This is a genomic window from Microcoleus sp. Pol7_B2 (genome assembly GCF_036701035.1).
Classification (GTDB): Bacteria; Cyanobacteriota; Cyanobacteriia; order Cyanobacteriales; family Microcoleaceae; genus Microcoleus.
Genome location: NZ_JAUBQB010000063.1, coordinates 22,494 through 42,352, shown reverse-complemented (window position 1 = coordinate 42,352; position 19,859 = coordinate 22,494). Strand labels below are relative to the sequence as shown.

Sequence of the window (19,859 nt, the reverse complement as noted above, 5' to 3'; positions counted from 1 at the left end):
ATCCTGTGGTAAAAAAGGGTAAAGGTCGGTTCCAAAACTCAACAAAATTCGTAAGTTAACTTTGAAAACCTCTGGCTGATTAACCATTCTTTCCACTCAGTTCATGCTGAGTCAATTTGTGCTTAGTCTAAACTCCAATACTTAAATCCCCATGCAAATTGCTGCTGAGTTAACCATTCACAAAACTCCTCAGCATCACTAGATCGTACTCCAGTAATGGGTTTTTGAGCATCTCCTGGCGGAAATCTGTAACTTTTCCAATGGTCAGGTTGGCGATGTACATCTGCTTTCAGCCTCTGATCAATAAAAAGCTGATATTCGGCGCAGGTGATGTAACTCATGTCAATTTCGACATTCTCATCAATCCGCAGTAGATTTTGCAGACGCCTGGATAACAAAACATTAGCTGCTAAGGTGAATCTTTCTGTCATCGACTTTCCAAATCTGCGTTTAACCTTTGTTCCAGTTGTTGCCGAACGTCTGGATTTACACTCAACCCCTCGTCCAAGCAATCATGGGCGAGTGCCATTTCCTCAACGGATGGAGATGGCATCTCCAAGACTGTACGAATCAGATTGCTAGCATTACTCTGCGCTGCATAAAGACGGATAGTTTCCGCCCACCAAGATAGATTAATATTTCGGATTAACAAATTCTCTTGGTTCGATTCCTTAATCTGAACCGCTGCTAAATATTCCTGGAAACTCAAGTGAGCAAATTCATAAACGCCTACTTCTTTTTCCACTAACAACCCACTCAGATCGCGAACTTGCTGAATAAATTCCTCTGGATTCGCCCCACTGTTTGCTACATCTGCCAATTTGTCTGTAATCCAATCAATTCCATCGGATAGGTTGAACTCACGAGTTTTCTGCTGCATTAATTTAAATGCCAGCACTTGCAGAACAGATTGCTTTTGCGTCGCTGTTAGCGCATCGGCAATATTTTTAGCTCTTTGTCGCCTTTCTAGTAAAACCTGGCAAATTTCTTTGTAAAGTTCTACCCGTTTTCCTGGCAAGGCACTACCGCGACGGTGAACTGTGGCAATCATTGTTAGCAGCAAAGGATTCACCGCCATGTCCGCCAGAGGTTTGCTATTCTTAATCCGCTTAATTAAATCATCTGCTTGTTGTTTAGCGTCTGCCCGCACTCCCGCATCATATTGTCCAGCGTGACTTATCACCTCTGTTTCCAAATACCAGCTAGGAATAAACAGTTGCATCTGTTTCAGGTTAAATGGTTGCACTTCTAAGACAGTCACATCTTGTTTCAACCGCGCAGTTTTATAACCAAAAGGTCGAGAGGTTAAGATAAAAGCCGTATCCGGGTATCTCTGCATCTGTTCGTCTACCCAACGACTTACTTGCTTGCGCTGGGTTTCATCTGCCACTTCATCCAATCCATCTAACATTACCAAACATTGGTTTTGACGTATTTTTTCGGCAAACCAGTTAGGCGGTGGATTCTCCAGTTGATATTTTTGCTGCTGCTGCTGTACCTGCTGAGTAATTAACTCTGCCAGAGTGAGTTGATGATTGTTCACAATTTCCTGACGCACATCTCGGAGATACAACAATATCGGAATCAGTTTCGGCGCTTTCCGATGCACTTTCCGCTGTTGCTTTTCGGCATAAGTCTGCGTTAAATATCTCAAAAGGGTAGTTTTCCCGGAACCGGGTGCGCCCAATACTGCCATGCGCCAAACTGCCCGATTCTTCTTATCTATCGCTGCTAAAAAATCCCAAATTTGTTTTTCATTTGAGTTATTTCTTTCATCCTTTAGCGGCGGAATCATTTTGTGACTTGCATTCGCTGCCTCTGTTGCAGCAATTTTGAGCGGCACAAATACCTTTTGCAACTTCAGGGTTCGGTCTCTATCCAATCCCTGTGTTTGATAGTCTCGACAGATATAAATCAAACTCTGGTAATATTCCCGCTGAAAAGGTGAGGTTGAATCTTCAATTTTATTCCAAATCCCGTCTGCAAAACTATCTGCAAGTTGCTGTCTCTTTGCCCTACACTTCGGTGCAAGTTGGTTAGTAACTGGGATGAGAAACTTGATGGCCTGGATAAACAACATCAAAATTACAGTCACAATCAAAGCCAAAAGCACTGCTGTCCATTCGCGCCTCAGTATGAAATACAACATTACCGCCAGTCCGAAGCCTGGCGGCAACCATACCAACCTGTTCTGCCATTGTGTCGGTAAAAGCAGTACAGGCGGGAGCACAGTCCCCAAACCAAACAGAATGAGAGATGTATAAAAAACTGCTGAGTTGAATTCGGCGGCTAGGTGGTTCCCCTTCAAGAGTCCGTAAAGGATGCCACCTCCCACCAGGGGTAAAAAACCAACAAGCCAATTTTGATTTGCAGGCGTTGCACTCGGCGGCGACTGACTGGATATAGCACCGAGGATCAAAAGTGCCAATAGACACGCTCCTGTCAGTATGATGATTATAGGGTCTTCAATTTTTAAGTCCTGTTTACCGGGCAGTTGGTTGATCAGCCAACCCAAGAAACCATTACTGAGTATCAATAGCAATGGTAGCAGCCAATTTTGTATAAATCTGGACATAAGCGATCGCACTTAAAAGCCTGTTGTTTCCCAGTTTTACGCATCTGAGCGGTGATTATCAGGAAGCTTCGTTAATGCACTGATTTCAATCGAAAGTGCGATCGCCCGCTGCTTCAGTTAGATTCACCCTACTCTATAAAAATATCCCCTTTAGTAAATCGTATTAACACTCCATATAACTGCATGATTATCAGCTAAGGCACGCAACATTAGAAATTTTGCCTTGGAAAATTCGCCCATTTTTACCCGCGAACTTCATCTATTTCAGCAGCAGATGGCGCAATTCCCAAGTCAGCACATAAACCCCACACTGATTTGCGGGGAGTAGGGCGCGCAACAACTAATTCTCGTTCTCTCTCAGGAACCATCCACTTAATCAACCGTAACTTTTCGGAGAGATAAAACTCATTAACAAGACTAAAAACTGCCTTGAAAGTCATGTTTTTTATGTTGAAATTTTTGATTGATATAATTTTAGCATTTTTGCTAAACGCAAGAGCGATCGCACTTTATACTGTTGCGACTGAGGAAAAAAGTGCGATTCCTGCGGAAAGCTGCGCTAATGCACTTATTTTAATTATTTTAATCCAAAGTGCGATCGACCGAGCCATCCCCTAAGACTTACCTATGACCTAGAACAATGATAAACTTGATATTCATACCCATCCACCGCAGGCAGCTCGCGCGATTCAACCTGACAGTTTTGTGCTTCTAGATTGACAGGTGCGCGAAAATTAACCAGCCACAAATCAAGCGGGCGTTCTAATTGACTGAGTGTTTTGTCAAGTGTCCCTGCCGCTATTTCCGGCCCATCCCTTCTCTGATTAGCCAAAAGAAACAGCGGAGAATCAAAGGCTTTAACTTCTTCTTTCTTCCTAACATCCGTTACATCCGCTACATCCGCTACAAAATCCGTTGCCGAACTTCTTTCCCATTCCCACCCTATCCCCATCAACTCTCCTATTTCTACATGAGTCTTTTGAGTAGTGGCAATTAACACGGGCACTTTCGATACTTGGCGGATAATCGGAATTAAAATGTCTGGTTTGTAATATTTGCGATAGCCGAGATTGGAATTTACTGTGACACCGCTAAAAAAACCCATTGCTAAAATTAGCACCACTGCTTTTTTGCCCGGAACTTCGATCGCCCGTAAATTAAACCATTGACTTTTTGCTGTAGGTGTGTTAAAAATAACCGCCAAGATTGCTCCTAAAAGCAATATCACCCCCGGAAAGTAGACGAAATTGTATCGAGCCCCGCGAGTTAGGTCAATCCCTAAAATATATGCAAAGCTGAAAAATAGGAAAATTGATCCTATCACCAATCCGCCGAAAATAACAGTACCTAAACGACTATCGGGCGTTGTTAAGGACTTTTTAAGAGCGCTAAACAGGATGGGAAGCACCAATATAAAAAATATTGTCATTACGATCGCCGATGCAACTACTACTGCCAAATTGGGCGATTCAACGGGCAGCAGAGACATCACAGTGATCCATCCAGCTAAAGCTTGAAAAATCGGCGCGATCCAATTTAAAAATGTGCGATCGCTGCTGACAATCCAATTAGTTAGTTCGCTGCCGTATTTATTTGACAAAAATACCGGCAGCCAAACTAAACCGCCAGCCAAAGTGCCGATCGCTACTGCGAAAAGTCGCCACAGGATTTGAAATTGCCAAATATTAGGCTGCTGGCTGTTTGAAACTGGTAATTTTCCATTAAAATCCTGCCCGATTACAGCAATTAATGCTATTGCTTCGGCACACAAAGTCAGTGCAAAAAAGTAGTGAACCGCAATTCCCAAACAGTTAAAAACCACCCAAAGCAGCACTGCCCAAATAGGCAGGGGAGCGCGCTGTTGCAGTTTTTTTGCAGCTAATACGAGGCAAAAAATAGAGGCAATAACTAATAATATTCCTAAAGTGTAATGGCGAGCTTCTTGAGCGAGATAAATGCCGTATGGAGAAACTGCCATCATCGCGGCCGCACATTGACCGACTAAACGGGAACTAAAAGCAAACGTTCCCAAAAAGTAGATACCTGGAACTGAAATCACGCCCAATAATGCAGGAAGAGCTCGCCCAATCCAAACTAAACTATCCTCTGAAGGCGCAAACAGTCGCATCCACGAGTGAGCGAGCATAAAATATACTGGTGGATGATTGCTTTCTAGCAGCAAATGGTTTTGGACATCTGCAATGCCAGCACCGGGACGGAATTGCAGGGGTTGTAATAATGTAGAAAGGTCGATCGCGCGATCGATCGGCACACCGCGAAAACTGTTGCCCAAACTAAACACTAGAGTGGAAAACTCATCTGTCCACAGCGGTTTCGAGTCCAAATTGGCAAAGCGCAAAATAAAGGCGATCGCCGTCCACAGAAATAGCAACAACAGTTGTTTGTTCTTAATCATTAATTCATTCATCTCAAGGCAGTTGGCAGTTGGCTGTTGTCAGTTGGGAGTTTTTAGTTGTCAGTGCCAATAACCACTAACAACTAACGAATAGCCAAACTAACAACTATTTTTGAACGTCCGTCACCCGCCAACTCAGCTTCATATTGATCCAGAAGTTCCACAGGGTCACAGTTGCGATCGCAATCAACTTAGCCAAATATTCGTTTACCTTAAAAACATTAAACAGCACATTCACCAGCAGCACATTCATAATCAAGCCAATCAAACAAATCACATTAAATTTCAACAGCCGTTTCAAGCGCTGGCGCTTTCCAGGCTGCCGCTTAGAAATATCACCAAAAGTCCACAAATCGTTCCACAAAAAATTATTGATAATTGCCACTTCAGCAGAAAAGATTGCACTGCGAGTCAGCCCCAAACCGAGGACAGTCCGCAGCAGGTAAAAAACTCCCATATCCACAAAAACGCCGCTGAAACCAACCACGCCAAACCGCAGGAATCGACCCATCGGCCAGCGGGCAAACCGCAACCGAAGCAAATGTCGCAAATACTCAATATACTGTTTCCAGGTAACTTTGCTCTCCCCTTCTTGCCGCTCCTGAAACACGTAACCAACTTCTCCAATCCAGCGGATGTCGCCCCTGCCGAGCACTTCAATCAATATTTTGTAACCAGCAGGATTCATGGTTTTGCCGGCTATGCAAGTGCGGCGCACCATAAAATAGCCACTCATCGGATCGGAAACTCGGCCCACCACTCCCGGCAGGATCACCAACCCCACGGTTTGAGCGCCGCGCGATAAAAATCGCCTGACAACGCTCCAGTCGCTCACCCCGCCCTCGCCCACGTGACGACTGGCAGCAGCTAAATCTGCTCCCCGCTGAATTTCTGCTAAAAGCTGCAATAGCGTCTCCGGGGGATGCTGCAAGTCGGCATCGATGACGCCCAAAACCTCCCCCCGAGCTGCCTGCCACCCGCGAATCACCGCTGTAGAAAGTCCCCGCTCCTCTTCCCGACGCATCACCCGCAATTGCGGATATTGCGGTGTCAGGGACAGGGCGACTTCCCAGGTGCGATCGGGGCTGTTGTCATCGACTACAATTAATTCGTAGTTGCCAGGAATACTGCCATCAAGCAAGTGGCTCAATTTTTCCACAATACTCTTGACATTCTTGCACTCGTTGTAGGTGGGAATGACGAGGGAAAAATAAATTGGCGGTGTGTCGGCCTCTGTAAAATTTGAATTGAAAGTCTCTATAGCAGGAATTCGCAAAAGCCCAGACGGCACTGGCAAGAGGTGATTTGCTTGGTTGAGGCCCATAATTTCATTTAGCAAAAAATAAAGGATGGTTTTGTAAGACTTGAGATTGTAAAATATCGTTCCTCCATAATTGATTCGTTAAAATATAAAAACGCCTTAATTCTAGTCAGTAATTCTGTAATTGAGTTAAAAATAAAACTGTGGATGCAATTCTCGATCGAGCTTTACAAGGTTATAACATCTCTGCTGCAGAAGCCTTGGTACTTTTGCAGCAAACAGAGCCAGATGCGCGAGCTTCTATTCAAACAACCGCTGACTTGCTCCGCCGCCGACAATCAGGGGATACTGTCACCTACGTTATCAATCGAAATATTAACTTTACTAACATTTGTGAGCAGCATTGCAGTTTTTGTGCATTTCGCCGCGACGAGGGAGATGAGGGCGCTTTTTGGTTAGACGCAGCTCAAATTCAGGAAAAGGCAACTGATGCAGTGCAGCGGGGTGCGACGGAAATTTGTATGCAGGGCGGCTTAAATCTTCAAGCTAAGCTGAACGGCGCATTTTTACCTTATTATCTGGAATTGGTGAAAACTATTAAGGATAAATTTCCGCAGTTGCACTTGCACGCTTTTTCGCCTCAAGAGATAGAATTTATTGCCCGAGAAGATAATCTTAGTTTCAGCTATGTAATTTCGGCTTTGCGGGATGCGGGAGTCGGTTCGATGCCGGGAACCGCTGCGGAAGTTCTCGACGATTCTGTGCGACGGGTGATTTGCCCGGAAAAACTAAATTCGGCAACTTGGCTGGAAATTGTGGGAACGGCTCACAGTCTGGGTTTGCCGACAACGAGTACGATGCTTTGCGGGCATATTGAGACGGCCCAACAGCAGGTTTTGCATTTAGAAAAAGTACGATCGCTCCAACAAACTGCGATCGACCAAAACTATCCAGCACGCATTACAGAGTTTATTTTACTACCATTTGTCGGACAGGAAGCACCGGCACCTTTGCGGAGTCGAGTCGGCCGCGATCAACCAGTTTTAGCAGATACATTGTTACTCACCGCTGTATCGAGAATCTTCTTGGGAAATTTGATTTCCAATCACCAACCTAGTTGGGTAAAATTAGGTTTAGATGGAGCTACAGAAGCGCTGAAATGGGGCTGCAATGACATCGGCGGTACGTTGATGGAAGAGCACATTACTACCATGGCCGGTGCGGTTGGCGGCAGTTGTCAATCTGTCGAAGATTTGCAAAATGCGATTAGTTCTTTGGGGCGCAGTTATCAGCAAAGAGATACAATTTATCGACCTTTAGGGGTTGACAATTTGGCAGTAAGTGTGTGATCTTTTGGATGCGAAGTCCGAAGTGCGTAACGTCTGCTACGAGTTTAGCCGATCGCACTTTCAAATTCTTCTAGCGCTTGCAAATTTCCAACCTGCCAAGCACGTTCCACTGTAGCAGGAATCAGTTGGGCGATCGCGATTTCTGGAAAATTCGGACTCATATCGGATTCTACATACTCTCCATTTTGCAGCAAATAAATGCGAAGTCTGCCGCTGTCATAAACCCATACTTCTGGAACTCCAATAATTTTATAGGCATCGATCTTAGTTTTAGAAGTAACATCCGTCTCAATTGCTAAATCGGGCGGCGGATCGTCCGGTAAAAGTCGGCGGCGGCCAATCATCCGCTGATAATTTAGAATATAAAAGCAAGCATCAGGTTCAACTCCTGCTGCACCTTCCCGTTTGAAAGTAGTAGAACCAAAGGGTTCATATCTTCTGCCCGCTGACTTGAGTAAAATTTTTACAATATCGGAAATTAAATCTTTCGGAATTTCCCGATCTAGTAAGGGAACCATGATTTCTAAGGTACTCTTGCTGTAGGCAATTCTAGTTCTTCGCTTTTCCCCTAATTCCTGCAAAATCGACTCGAATTCCAGCCAAGTTACATTTGGAATAGTTACGACACTACCGGGAGTAAGCTCGATCTGGCTAACAGGTTTGAGCACGGGGGTGATAACAATCATAAGCTGAATTGCGAGCTAGTTGTTAAGGTTGTGCCAAGGGCAGGCAGGATGCCTACCCCACAAGAGTTTTTGGATATATCTGTTGAGTTTAGCACGGGCAACGAGAAGAGATTCGCGATCGCACTTTTGACTCAATTCTAGAAACATCGATCGCACATTTATGACTTCATTGCAGCCGGATTAATTTGACTAACAGACTCATGATTTCTCCCTGATCGGGTGTAATAATGATGCGATTGTCGGGAATGGCGATCGGATGAGTCCAACGGACAGCTTCCTCGTAGCGCAATGCGTGCAGTTGGTGGATAGTTCGGCGTACCCCTAGCGGCGAACCGATGATGACGTGACGAACTGCTTCGCGATCGCCCTCAAAGGTTTGGTTGGTTAAAACATTGGGCGATGTTTGGTTCGATGATGAATCTTGCAACATAGCTTTGACTAATAATTTTGGATAGGTTTAATGCTTGGTAAGGTAAAACCGCGTACAATTTCTAATAAAAGAAAAGACTGCTATTCCCGTAAAGCACAATTTGTTAAAACAATACTATCTGATGTTTCTGTATTTGCCTAGAGCAAATCAATTTAGGGTAAGAGTAAATCAATTTAGGGTAAGCGTAAATCAATTTACGGTCAGGGTCAATTAGCTTATGGAAATGTTTAAAAAATCCGAGCGATCGCCACTAAAGAGACTCCGAGTTAAGCGGTTTATGACTCAAAAACAGCTAGGAAAAGCACTTGGAGTTACGGAAATGACGGTAAGCAACTGGGAATCCGGGCGATCGGTACCGAAGCTAACGCCTGTTCAATACAAGAAGTTGCTAGAGATTCTGCAAATTACCTCTGCTGAATTACCAGACCAATTTGGTTTTCCTAGCGATGCTGATGGAAAGAAAATGGAATATTATAATTGAGGTGCTTTAAATTTTCAACCAAAAATTGTGAAAGTTAATCTACTCAAAATTACTAGATAATAAAGCTCACTAAAATTCCCAAAATTTCGGCAACCGGCGGCAATGAGTATTCTCTCAAACCAATGGTAACTCTTTGCTCTTCTAATTTGATAAATTTCCACAAGTTCCCGGTCGTAACGCAACCATAGAGCTTGTTTACAAAATAGCCGTTTTTCTCATTGAAACGCTGAGCCGCAATCATTTCAGCAACACATTGTCCAAGTCCGCCGTTAATGTCTTCTTTTTTAGCTTCCACCACAATCATAGCAGGAGCTTCGATAAAAAGTTGTTCAGGCGATTTGCCGATCAGAAAGTCACAGACACCGTTAAGTCCCACCGATCGATCTACAGTAAATTCATTACCAGAAAACAGACTGATTTGCTGTTGAAAAATATATTTTAATTATAGAAAAATTGGACCGATAATCATTTCTGAACGAGCTTTTTTCGTATTCAATGCTAGGGCTAGAGGTAAGCGTTTTTAGATGAACTCAGCTAGGGCTGGACTCGGCTGAATCGGGGGCGCAGAAACAATAAAATTAGGTACTTCTATTAGGGTGAGCTGAAAGTCTTGTTTGACTCTTTGGAGGGTAAATTCGCTATAGGGCATTGCTTTTTCACGCTCTGAATAAAGTTGTCTGAGTTAGATTATAACTCACATCTTTAACTATTTTCAAGAACAGGCTTTCCCGCCTGTTCCACAACATATTAAATTAATGTTTTTTCGCTGATTCCGGCAGTCCGCCAGGGGTTTCAACCCCTGTCTCAAAGCTAAAGTCCTCTGAAGAGGACTGAAGAACTCATTAGTCCTCTTCAGAGGACTTTCGCTATTAGCCAGGGAATTCATTCCCTGGCGGGCTGGCCGCCTTTCGGTTTACACAGGAGAGGAGATTAAACCTTAAACTTCTCCACAATTCGTCTCATCGCCTCCTCCACATTCTCCCGGCTGTTAAACGCCGAAATGCGGAAATAACCCTCACCCGCCGCACCAAAACCAGAACCCGGAGTTCCCACCACATTGCAAGTTTCCAGCAACTTTTGAAAGAAATCCCAACTCGACAAACCGTGAGGCGTTTTTACCCACACATAAGGTGCATTTTCGCCACCAAAAACCTCGATTCCCGCCGCTGTCAATTTCTCGCGAATAATCGCAGCATTTTCCATGTAAAAATTGACTAATGCCTGAATTTGTGCCTTGCCAGCTTCTGAATAAACCGCCTCAGCACCGCGCTGCACGATGTAAGAAACTCCGTTAAACTTAGTAGATTGGCGGCGGTTCCACAACTTCCAAATTTCGACATCGGAACCGTCTGCTGCTTTTCCAGTCAAAGTCTTCGGTACAACTGTTAGCGCGCAGCGAGTACCCGTAAAACCAGCATTTTTGGAAAAAGAACGAAATTCGATCGCACAATCCCGCGCACCCTCAATTTCGTAGATAGAATGCGGTAAACTCGGATCGGTAATATACGCTTCGTAAGCCGCATCGAAGAAAATAATCGAACCATTAGCTTTAGCATAATTTACCCAAGCTTGCAAGTGTTCCTTGGTTGCAGTTGCCCCCGTCGGGTTATTCGGGAAACACAAGTAAATTAAATCGACTTTTTTGTCGGTGGGAATTTGGGCAGTAAAATTGTTTTCCGCTGTAATTGGCAGGTAAACTAAGCCGCCGTATTCGCCATTTTCGTTCGCATCTCCCGTGTGTCCGGCCATCACGTTAGTGTCTACATACACCGGATAAACTGGATCTGTAACTGCGATCGTATTATTGTTGCCAAAGATATCGAGAATATTGCCGCAATCGCACTTAGAACCATCAGAAATAAAGATTTCCGAAGCATCAACATCGCATCCCCGCGACTTAAAATCGTTCTCGGCAATTTTCTCCCGCAGCCACTCATAACCTTGTTCTGGGCCGTATCCTTTAAAGGTATCCCGCGAACCCATATCTTCCACCGCCTTCACCATCGCTTGCCGGCAAGCTTCCGGTAGCGGTTCAGTCACGTCGCCAATCCCCAGCCGGATGATGGGCGCTTCGGGATTCGCCTCCGCATAAGCTTTCACCCTGCGCCCAATTTCGGGAAACAGGTAGCCGGCTTTGAGTTTGAGGTAGTTGTCGTTGATAGTTGCCATAGTTCGATCGCTACAAATGTCGTAGAATAGCTTACTCCCAATTGTCTCTCTCAAGCAGCAGCAAGTTCGGCAACCAGCAATGTCCGGGATTTAAGGGATGTGACGGATGGATATTCGGGGAAGAGAAAGATTTTCCCCACTCGGACACTCAAACACTTCGATACTCCGCCATCACAGCCAATCTGCCTAGTTGCTGACCAGCCATTGACCAAAAAATCAAATCACCTTGTATAATCAGAATAGTGTGCAGCGCAGAAACAATTATGGACGAGATCGAGTACGCCAAACTCTATCAGGAACTGGCGGCAATTCTGAATGAGTTTAATTTAGGTTGGGTAGTTCAACAAGTAGCGGATACTGTAGAGATAGGCAAAGTAATTGAAGAGCGATCGCTCAAAAGAAAAACACCCCTGCTCAAGATAGAAGATTATACCGCAAAAGAACAACTTTTGCTGTTAATTAATGCTGTCGAACAAGCGACGGTCAACACTTCCGAAATGGAAGACGAAATTGCTTATTTCTTGAAAGTAGAATCAGAAACCTCTCCCCTCGGCACAAAAATTACCTTTGCCAATTCAGGTGGCGAAACTGCCAAAACAATTGAGTTTACCTCCAGCGTCACAGGCCCCCGCCACAAACAGGCGATCGCCCTCAAGCACTTGCTGGAAAAACTGCCCTCCGGGCCCAGCAACTACGCCATCAATTCCGAAATTAAAAGCAAATTAAAAAGCTCGATCGATCCCGAGTTTAATACAGCAGCAGAACAATCCAGAATTTTTGACACTTACCTATTCACTATTCTGCTAAAAGCAGTTGCTAATGAAGGCGGTATTATTTATTACAACAATGTTTTAGACGACGAAACACCGAAATATTTAACATTTAGAAAAACGGCGGGAAAAATCCACGGAACTGCACATCCATACACTCATGCTGTTGTGGAATTTCCCGACAAACCACCCCTGGAAGTTCACCTAGGAGTAAAAATCCAAGGTAGAGCCGGAGTTCTCCACAATTGCAACGTTTTAATTTTGTACCAAAAAGAAGCGAATATCTGCCGCTTGCTCAACCGCGAACCCCGCCACTCGCAGGTGATTTTAGCAGTAAAATCCGAACACAGCACCTCAGAACTTAAACTAGAAATGGCTGGTGCTTTTATCGGCTTAGCGTCAGATATTCGCTACGAAGGCGGCAGCTATTTTATTTCTAACAGTTACTCCCAATCCGTAGCAAAACTCCTAACTACCGCTCGCAAAAAATGGGAACTAAACATTTTTCCTAGAGCAACAAACGATGTCCACCGGCTGATGTACTCGTTTCAAACTATCTTTAAAGACTTTAAGGCCAGAAACTAACATCAGGGAATGGGGAATTGGGCATCGGGCTTAAAAGCATCGCGCATCGGGAATTGGGCATCGGGAGTAGTTAGTGTAGGGCTTATGCGTAAATTCCAAAGAAACCAGGTTTTTTACCAGGATTCAACGCTCAAATCCAGTATTTAGTAAAAAAAGGGTTTCTGCGTCTAGGACTATAGTGGTTAGTGGTTACTGGTTAGTAGTTTTTCTAATAACAAATAAAAAACAACAAATTACCAATGCCCCATGCCCCATGCCCAATCCCCCATGCCCAATCGCCAATATAATTTATGATGTTGCGAGCACCCGAACCTTACGAATAATGTTTAAGAAAGATAAATCTTCCCTGCTGTTTACGATCGGAGCCGCCACACTTCTGATCGGTTTAGGCTTTGTCACCTACTACCTCATCCTCTCCCGTGGGCCCGCCAAAGATTTGCCGGCGGGGGCAACCGTTGTCCCGCAAGATACGATGATGGCCCTATCCATCAGCACCGATCAATCGCAGTGGAATAGACTGCGAGAGTTTGGCACGCCCGAGTCAAAAGCTTCGTTTGAGAGGTTTTTAAGCGAAATGCGCGATCGCCTCCTCACAAGCAACGGCTACGCCTACCAGCAAGACATTCAACCCTGGGTGGGTAACACAGCAATGGTGGCTTTTCTCCGCAACAAAATAGCTATACCAGCCCCCCCGCCCCCACCCAATACGCCCCCATCTCCGCCAATTCAACAGTCAGTGGCAATTATCCTGCCAATTGCCAACCCGCTCAAAGCCAAAGAATTATTAACAAAACCCAGGCCTCTCAGCCAAGGAAAAATAGTTGAGCGTAATTATAAAGGCGTGCAAGTCACAGAAACTCAAGGCGTACCCGATCGCAATTTTTCCGTCGCGGTATTGGGCACCAACTATCTAGCAGTCACCACAGATCCTAGCGCTACAGACAGAATAATCGACACCTACAGAGGCGAACCTTCCCTAGCAAAAACCCCTGGCTATGCAGACGCCATAGACAAAATAAAAAGTCCGGGCGCCTTCGGTCAAATTTACGTCAATATGCCCGTTGCCGCCGCCTATGCCGCCACCAACTCAGCCCGTGAAATTTCGCCAGAAAACCTCGAAAAACTGCAACAAAATCAGGGATTTGCCACCACAGCGACGCTGGAAGCAGAAGGAATTGGATTCAAATCAGTCTCTTGGCTGAAACCAGATTCTACCAGAAGGATAGCAGTAGAAAACAATGCTCTAAAAATGGTTAACCGCCTGCCAAGCAATACAATAATGATGGTATCCGGTGGCAACTTGCAGCGTTTGTGGCAAGACTACGTAGTGGGAGCCGAGGCAAACCCGATTTCCCCGATTAATCCCCAAGTTTTACGCACAGGTTTAAAATCCACTACCGGCATGGATTTAGATAAAGACTTGATGAACTGGATGGCGGGAGAATTTTCTCTATCATTAATACCAGCGCCCGCCCAGAATCCCAGAGACAAATTTGCTGCCGGATTTGTATTTATGGTGGAAACAAACAACCGGGGCGCTGCCAACAAATCCCTGAAACAGCTTGATGAAACGATGAAAATGAAAGGGTTTAGAGTTGAGGAAATTCAAGTCGGCGGCAAACCGGCGATTAAATGGACATCGCCGTTTGGAGGGATTACGGTAACTCGCGGTTGGATGAACGATGTAGCGTTTATGACAGTAGGAGCTCCCATAGTTGATGCGATCGTTCCGGAACCGAAAAGTCCGCTTTTAAGCAGCGAACTGTTCCAGAAAACTGTACGATCGCAACTTAAACCCCACAACGGCAATTTCTTCATCGACATCGAGAGTGCGTTTAACCCGAAAAACCTAGCTTTGCCGGAGTTTCCTCCCAACCAAAAAATGTGGATAGACGCCACGCGGTCGATCGGCGTTACAGCGGCCGTCATTGGCGATCGTACCACCCGTTACGACGCTTTTGTCGGTCTCAAAAAATCCAACCAATCCACTCCTTCACCGGGCCTTGCTTCACCGCGCCCTGCTTCACCGCGCCCTGCTTCACCCAGTCCCTCGCCCACCGTCCAAACTTCTCCCAACTAACTCTTAAATCATTCAACAAATCCGCCTGGACACCCCATTAAACAGCAACAGGGCGACAGATTAAAACCGAAAGGCAGCCGCCAGAAGGAACAAGGAAGAAGCAAGGACAGGACTTACGGATACAGACTAAAGAAACCGGGTTTTTTTATCGTTTCTGCAGGCTGCAACGAATTATTTTCGTTAACAAACCCGGTTTCTATGCAGCTTGGCGTCCACGACTACCAAAGAAACCGAGTTTTTTAAGCCTTGGGCTGCAACGAAGTGTTTTCGTAAAAAAACAGGGTTTCTGCGTCCAGGAATGAAGAAGCAATCGACCGTTTCTGACGCACCCTACACTTTATGTACGCGTTGCGTCCAGGACTTCTTATTTTTGTCAGAATTTTAAGGGTCGGCAATTGTAGAGCCGGCTTTTTTTGTTCTTTTTTATAAAAGGAAAGGAAAATTTTTTTACGTGGATTTTTCCCGGTCAGTTCTGGGCGCAGAAGCCGATTTTTTAAACAGCCATACTTCCTTCAAACTCTCACTAATGTAAAAAAAACGGTTTTTAGGGGTCGGAGTGCGTCTAGGAAAGCCAGCTTTTTTATATGTCATCCGGAAGATACAGCTTCTAGGCATTGCGAGTTATATTTAGATTGTGGAGAAGATACGCTCGGGGAATTGCAAATGCAGAGGCAAATTTTACAGGGAAATTTTCCTCAGTGAGTCGGGAAAGTGAGTCTGGAACGCACTTGCAGTCCGAAACCCGCTAGCTTCATAAATATACAGCCTTTAACTCCAATTTTTCAGAGAAACTAGGTTTATTTACCTAATTTCTGTGTATATATTTTACCCATTAAAAACCTATGGAAACCGCCAAAAATATTCAAATAAAGGCTAAATTCCTGTCGAAAAAAAGAATAAGCAAACTGGCAGTTTCTCTGCCAATTATCTTAATAAATCTTTACTTTTTGCAAGCAAAAGCCGAAGGTCAAACCATTGTTCCAGCGGCGGAAGGAACGAACACAACAGTCACTCCGGTACCCCAAAATGGAACTCCTGGGCAGCCAACTCGCTTCGACATTGAAGGCGGACAATTATCGAGCGATAAACAAAATCTTTTCCACAGCTTTACAGAATTCGGCTTGTCGGAAAATCAGATTGCCAACTTTATATCAAACCCCAACATTCGCAACATTTTAGCGGGCATAGGTGGCGGAAACCCGTCGATTATTAACGGCTTAATTCAAGTAACCGGCGGCAATTCTAACTTGTTTCTGATGAATCCATCCGGCATCATATTTGGCAACAGTGCCAGCTTAAACGTGCCGGCTTCTTTCACAGCAACCACCGCCACCGCTATTGGATTTGGTTCTAACTCGTTTAACGCTGTCGGTAGTAGCACTTACACATCTCTGACAGGCGCGCCCAATTCCTTTTCTTTTGGGGCCGATCAGGCAGGGGCAATTATCAGCACCGCAGACTTAGCAGTCAAGTCAGGACAGAACTTAACCTTGCTCGGCGGTAGCGTTGTCAGCACAGGCAGCCTTTCTGCCCCAGACGGTCAAATTACCGTAGCATCAGTCTCCGGGACAAATTTAGTGCGCGTCAGCCAGCGAGGCAATTTGCTGAGTTTGGAAATCGAGCCGCCCTCAGCGACGAGCACCACAGAAAAATCCAGCACAGCTTCGACATTCTCGATCGCATCCTTGCCCGAACTGCTCACAGGCATCGGTGAAACAAACGCTACAGGCATCAGCGTCAATGCCAGCGGTGAAGTGGTACTCACGGCCTCTAACCGAGCAATAGCTGCGGGGGACGTGGCACTAAAAGATGCAAACGCTCAGGCGATCGACATTCAAGCAGCCAACACCATTGCAGCCAGCGGAAACCTGACAAGTTCCCAAGGTGGCCCAATCGCCCTAGAAGCTAGTGGCGACATTAGCACTGCGGATCTCGACTCCCACTCTGACACCACCGCAGGCGGTAACATCACCGTCACCAGCCGTACAGGAAAAGTAGAAACAGGCAATATCAACGCAAGCTCGATCGACAAAACCAGCAACGCCGGAAACGTTATTATTGCAGCACCCTCAAGCAGCATTCAAACAGGGTTCATAGACGCCAACTCCGAAGAAAAACAAGGAGGCGCAGTCACTCTCAACGCCCGCGACGACATCGAAGTAACCCATATCAACACCGAAGGCCGAACAGGCGGAGGAGAGATTGACATTACAGCCGGCGGTAATTTCCGAGCTACAGGCACTTTCACAAACGATAACAACTGCTTGTCGCAAGCTTGCAGCATTTCCGCATCCACGACTGGTAGCGCCAATGGTGGAGATATCACCATTCGCCACGGCGGGGAAGCCTCGAACACTCTTTTCAGTATCGGGCCCGACTATAACAAACTCAACGGTACTGCTGGCAGCATTGCCACTGGGGGTCCAAAGAAGGAAAATGTCATTACACAGGGAAGTTATTTCAGCCCCGAGCCTCAGATAGTACAGCCGACCCAAATTAACATTACGGCTTCTTCAGTATCGCCAGCACCAACACCCGCACCAACACCCGCACCAACACCAGCACCGACACCAGCGCCCGCACCAACACCCGCGCCAACACCAGCACCAGCGCCAACACCAGCGCCAACACCCGCACCGGAACCAGCACCAACACCAGCACCAACACCAGCACCAACACCCGCACCAACACCAGCACCAACACCAGCACCAACACCAGCACCAACACCAGCACCAACACCCGCGCCCGCACCAACACCAGCACCAACACCAGCACCAACACCAGCACCAACACCAGCACCAACACCAGCACCAGCACCAGCGCCAACACCCGCGCCAACACCAGCACCAGCACCAGCGCCAACACCAGCGCCAACACCCGCACCGGAACCAGCGCCAACACCAGCGCCAACACCCGCACCGGAACCAGCGCCCGCACCTGCACCTTTACAAACACTAACGCCGGAACCAGCACCAGCGCCAGCACCAGCACCGGAACCAGCACCAGCACCGGAACCAGCGCCCGCGCCAGCACCAGCACCAGCACCGGAACCAGCACCAGCACCAGCACCAGCACCGGAACCAGCACCAGCACCAGCACCGGAACCAGCGCCAGCACCCGCGCCAGCACCAGCACAAACATTAACGCCGACGCCAGCGCCGGTCTCAAATTTGCCACCAGCACCAACAATTACTCAAAATCCAGCGCCGGTCTCAAATTTGCCACCAGCACCAACAATTACTCAAAATCCAGCGCCAGTCCCAAATTTGCCACCAGCACCAACAATTACTCAAAATCCAGCGCCAGTCTCAAATTTGCCACCAGCACCAACAATTACTCAAAACCCAGCGCCAGTCTCAAATTTGCCACCAGCACCGACCATTACTCAAAACCCAGCGCCAGTCTCAAATTTGCCACCAGCACCGACCATTACTCAAAACCCAGCGCCAGCCTCAAATTTGCCACCAGCACCGACCATTACTCAAAATCCAGTGGTTGCGCCTGCTGCTGCGCCCATAAATCTCGCACCGATACCGACACCGGAGCTCGCAGCCAACCAGCCACCCAGCACAAATCGTTTATTTTCTCCCAGCTTGCAAGAGCAAAACCAGATATCTAATTCCTTGCAACAGCGCATTTCACCTCCCGCGTCTGCGAATCTTGACGCTTCCAATTTGCCAACTAACGTCGATGCCGTTATTTTTCCCGTGGAGGAGAGATTTACCAGGGAGTTTGCCGATTACCTAAATTTGCCATCAACAAATGCGATCGCCACCCTAGAAGATGCCCAAAATACCCTTCGCAGTGTCCAACAAGCCACAGGCATCAAACCAGCTCTCATTTATATCAGCTTTGTACCCAGGGGCTCTACAGTCGATCGGCCCTACAGCAGTTCGTCCATCTTGCGTGTAGAACAGCAAATTCAAGCCTCTGACGAACTGGAAATGATGGTGATTACCCCGGAAGGCGTGCCCGTTCGCCAGCGCATCCCTGGAACCTCTCGCGCCCAGGTAATGGAAGCTGTTCGGAAATTTCGCGATGAACTGACTAATCCGGTAAAGCGCAACACTAAAAGTTATTTGCCCTTGGCTCAGCAACTCTACCAGTGGATGGTAGCGCCGCTCGAAGCAGAACTGCAAGCCAAAGGCATTGAGAATTTATCTTTTATCTCAGATATAGGGTTGCGATCGATACCGATGGGCGCCCTGCACGACGGCAAAGGCTTTCTGGTAGAGCGTTACAGTCTTGGAGCGATGCCGAGTCTGACTTTGACAGATACCAGCGCCGCCAATTTCAAAAATACCCAAGTTCTGGCAATGGGGGCGTCGCAATTTCCAGATATGAGTCCTTTACCTGCGGTGGAAATAGAAGTATCGACAATCACGCCGCAGCAGTGGCCGGGTAAGTCTTTCTTGAATGAAGCTTTCACCCTAACCAATTTGAAATCGCAGCGCCAGCAGCAGCCTTTTGGGATGATTCACTTGGCTACTCACGCCGAATTTCGATCGGGAGATCCCAGTGAATCCTTTATTCAGTTGTGGGATACTAAATTGCGTTTGGATCAGTTGCGGCAAATGAATTGGCACAGCCCGCAAGTTGAAATGTTAGTTTTGAGTGCTTGCAGGACTGCTGTGGGCGATCGAGAAGCCGAGTTGGGCTTTGGCGGGTTAGCCGTGCAAGCCGGGGTTAAATCGGCCATGGCGACTCTCTGGTATGTCAGCGACGAGGGCAGTTTGGGATTGATGTCGGAGTTTTACGCGCAGTTAAAAACTGCTCCGATTAAAGCAGAAGCACTGCGGCAAGCGCAATTAGCGATGTTGCGCCAAGAGGTGCGAATTGAAGGGGGGATGCTGCACACTTCTGGTGGCAATCTGCCGCTACCTCCGGAATTGGCAAACGTGGGGAGTCAGAATTTCTCTCATCCTTATTATTGGTCTGCTTTTAGAATGATTGGCAATCCTTGGTAATGAGGTTTGTTTTAGTCGATCGACTGTTTGACTTTGCGGGCGATCGGCTGTTAGCAAATTTGCGCTATAACTGTCGCATAATCTTCGAGC

At 46.5% G+C, this 19,859-nt stretch carries 16 protein-coding genes; 6 read left to right on the top strand and 10 right to left on the bottom strand.

The genetic code is table 11. The annotated features are described in order from the left end of the window. Window positions 1-122: 122 nt before the first annotated feature. The 3 genes from QUA57_RS21045 to QUA57_RS21035 form a co-directional block, all read right to left on the bottom strand. On the bottom strand, window positions 123-431 hold the full coding sequence (locus QUA57_RS21045) for a hypothetical protein (protein ID WP_333063413.1): 309 nt from the start codon (window positions 429-431) through the stop codon (window positions 123-125). Further along, window positions 428-2,428 carry an NACHT domain-containing protein gene (locus tag QUA57_RS21040; RefSeq protein WP_333063412.1) on the bottom strand — a complete coding sequence of 667 codons (2,001 nt, stop codon included), beginning with the start codon at window positions 2,426-2,428 and terminating at the stop codon, window positions 428-430. The genes QUA57_RS21045 and QUA57_RS21040 overlap by 4 nt, the downstream gene beginning before the upstream one ends. 389 nt (window positions 2,429-2,817) lie before the next feature. After that, window positions 2,818-3,015 (bottom strand): hypothetical protein, encoded by a 198-nt coding sequence (locus tag QUA57_RS21035; RefSeq protein WP_333063411.1) that lies wholly within the window; start codon window positions 3,013-3,015, stop codon window positions 2,818-2,820. Between the two features lie 19 nt (window positions 3,016-3,034). Here QUA57_RS21035 and QUA57_RS21030 point away from each other — a divergent pair, with 19 nt between their 5' ends. Beyond that, window positions 3,035-3,193 carry a hypothetical protein gene (locus QUA57_RS21030; RefSeq protein ID WP_333251305.1) on the top strand — a complete coding sequence of 53 codons (159 nt, stop codon included), beginning with the start codon at window positions 3,035-3,037 and terminating at the stop codon, window positions 3,191-3,193. Window positions 3,194-3,200: 7 nt separating this feature from the next. Here the strand turns inward: QUA57_RS21030 and QUA57_RS21025 are convergent, their stop codons facing one another. Both QUA57_RS21025 and QUA57_RS21020 read right to left on the bottom strand, forming a co-directional pair. Then, window positions 3,201-4,991 carry a glycosyltransferase family 39 protein gene (locus QUA57_RS21025; RefSeq protein ID WP_333063409.1) on the bottom strand — a complete coding sequence of 597 codons (1,791 nt, stop codon included), beginning with the start codon at window positions 4,989-4,991 and terminating at the stop codon, window positions 3,201-3,203. Between the two features lie 106 nt (window positions 4,992-5,097). After that, window positions 5,098-6,315 (bottom strand): glycosyltransferase, encoded by a 1,218-nt coding sequence (locus QUA57_RS21020; RefSeq protein ID WP_333063414.1) that lies wholly within the window; start codon window positions 6,313-6,315, stop codon window positions 5,098-5,100. A 140-nt stretch (window positions 6,316-6,455) separates the two neighbouring features. Here QUA57_RS21020 and cofH point away from each other — a divergent pair, with 140 nt between their 5' ends. Beyond that, entirely contained in the window at window positions 6,456-7,601 is a 1,146-nt protein-coding gene (gene cofH, locus QUA57_RS21015; protein ID WP_333063408.1) for a 7,8-didemethyl-8-hydroxy-5-deazariboflavin synthase subunit CofH, read from the top strand. Window positions 7,602-7,645: 44 nt separating this feature from the next. Here cofH and QUA57_RS21010 read toward each other — a convergent pair whose 3' ends face one another. Both QUA57_RS21010 and QUA57_RS21005 read right to left on the bottom strand, forming a co-directional pair. After that, window positions 7,646-8,287: a Uma2 family endonuclease gene (locus tag QUA57_RS21010; protein WP_333063407.1), complete on the bottom strand. Its 642-nt coding sequence runs from the start codon at window positions 8,285-8,287 to the stop codon at window positions 7,646-7,648. A gap of 166 nt (window positions 8,288-8,453) precedes the next feature. After that, a complete protein-coding gene (locus QUA57_RS21005; protein ID WP_172186722.1) occupies window positions 8,454-8,717 on the bottom strand; it encodes a hypothetical protein in 264 nt (87 codons plus the stop codon). Window positions 8,718-8,934: 217 nt separating this feature from the next. Here QUA57_RS21005 and QUA57_RS21000 point away from each other — a divergent pair, with 217 nt between their 5' ends. After that, window positions 8,935-9,198: a helix-turn-helix transcriptional regulator gene (locus QUA57_RS21000; RefSeq protein ID WP_333063406.1), complete on the top strand. Its 264-nt coding sequence runs from the start codon at window positions 8,935-8,937 to the stop codon at window positions 9,196-9,198. A gap of 52 nt (window positions 9,199-9,250) precedes the next feature. Here QUA57_RS21000 and QUA57_RS20995 read toward each other — a convergent pair whose 3' ends face one another. The 3 genes from QUA57_RS20995 to QUA57_RS20985 all read right to left on the bottom strand — a co-directional run bounded on the left by QUA57_RS20995 (window position 9,251) and on the right by QUA57_RS20985 (window position 11,367). Then, window positions 9,251-9,574 (bottom strand): hypothetical protein, encoded by a 324-nt coding sequence (locus QUA57_RS20995; RefSeq protein WP_333063405.1) that lies wholly within the window; start codon window positions 9,572-9,574, stop codon window positions 9,251-9,253. Window positions 9,575-9,718: 144 nt separating this feature from the next. Then, window positions 9,719-9,847, bottom strand: coding sequence for a hypothetical protein (locus tag QUA57_RS20990; RefSeq protein WP_333063404.1), 129 nt, complete (start codon window positions 9,845-9,847; stop codon window positions 9,719-9,721). A gap of 281 nt (window positions 9,848-10,128) precedes the next feature. After that, on the bottom strand, window positions 10,129-11,367 hold the full coding sequence (locus QUA57_RS20985; protein WP_333063402.1) for an LL-diaminopimelate aminotransferase: 1,239 nt from the start codon (window positions 11,365-11,367) through the stop codon (window positions 10,129-10,131). A gap of 263 nt (window positions 11,368-11,630) precedes the next feature. On the opposite strand from QUA57_RS20985, the gene QUA57_RS20980 reads away from it, so the two are divergent. The 3 genes from QUA57_RS20980 (at window position 11,631) to QUA57_RS20970 (ending at window position 19,769) form a co-directional block, all read left to right on the top strand. Continuing rightward, window positions 11,631-12,722 carry a hypothetical protein gene (locus tag QUA57_RS20980; RefSeq protein WP_333063401.1) on the top strand — a complete coding sequence of 364 codons (1,092 nt, stop codon included), beginning with the start codon at window positions 11,631-11,633 and terminating at the stop codon, window positions 12,720-12,722. A 322-nt stretch (window positions 12,723-13,044) separates the two neighbouring features. Then, the gene (locus tag QUA57_RS20975) at window positions 13,045-14,802 is read left to right on the top strand and encodes a DUF3352 domain-containing protein (RefSeq protein ID WP_333063400.1); all 1,758 of its coding nucleotides are present in this window, start codon (window positions 13,045-13,047) and stop codon (window positions 14,800-14,802) included. An 842-nt stretch (window positions 14,803-15,644) separates the two neighbouring features. Further along, window positions 15,645-19,769 (top strand): CHAT domain-containing protein, encoded by a 4,125-nt coding sequence (locus tag QUA57_RS20970; protein WP_333063399.1) that lies wholly within the window; start codon window positions 15,645-15,647, stop codon window positions 19,767-19,769. Window positions 19,770-19,859 lie beyond the last annotated feature (90 nt).

What these genes read in the sequence shown, in the direction of transcription:
- QUA57_RS21045 (WP_333063413.1), bottom strand. Translation starts at nt 431, where the DNA reads ATGACAGAAAGATTCACCTTAGCAGCTAATGTTTTGTTATCCAGGCGT.
- QUA57_RS21035 (WP_333063411.1), bottom strand. Translation starts at nt 3,015, where the DNA reads ATGACTTTCAAGGCAGTTTTTAGTCTTGTTAATGAGTTTTATCTCTCC.
- QUA57_RS21025 (WP_333063409.1), bottom strand. Translation starts at nt 4,991, where the DNA reads ATGATTAAGAACAAACAACTGTTGTTGCTATTTCTGTGGACGGCGATC.
- QUA57_RS21020 (WP_333063414.1), bottom strand. Translation starts at nt 6,315, where the DNA reads ATGGGCCTCAACCAAGCAAATCACCTCTTGCCAGTGCCGTCTGGGCTT.
- QUA57_RS21010 (WP_333063407.1), bottom strand. Translation starts at nt 8,287, where the DNA reads ATGATTGTTATCACCCCCGTGCTCAAACCTGTTAGCCAGATCGAGCTT.
- QUA57_RS21005 (WP_172186722.1), bottom strand. Translation starts at nt 8,717, where the DNA reads ATGTTGCAAGATTCATCATCGAACCAAACATCGCCCAATGTTTTAACC.
- QUA57_RS21000 (WP_333063406.1), top strand. Translation starts at nt 8,935, where the DNA reads ATGGAAATGTTTAAAAAATCCGAGCGATCGCCACTAAAGAGACTCCGA.
- QUA57_RS20990 (WP_333063404.1), bottom strand. Translation starts at nt 9,847, where the DNA reads ATGCCCTATAGCGAATTTACCCTCCAAAGAGTCAAACAAGACTTTCAG.
- QUA57_RS20985 (WP_333063402.1), bottom strand. Translation starts at nt 11,367, where the DNA reads ATGGCAACTATCAACGACAACTACCTCAAACTCAAAGCCGGCTACCTG.
- QUA57_RS20980 (WP_333063401.1), top strand. Translation starts at nt 11,631, where the DNA reads ATGGACGAGATCGAGTACGCCAAACTCTATCAGGAACTGGCGGCAATT.
- QUA57_RS20975 (WP_333063400.1), top strand. Translation starts at nt 13,045, where the DNA reads ATGTTTAAGAAAGATAAATCTTCCCTGCTGTTTACGATCGGAGCCGCC.
- QUA57_RS20970 (WP_333063399.1), top strand. Translation starts at nt 15,645, where the DNA reads ATGGAAACCGCCAAAAATATTCAAATAAAGGCTAAATTCCTGTCGAAA.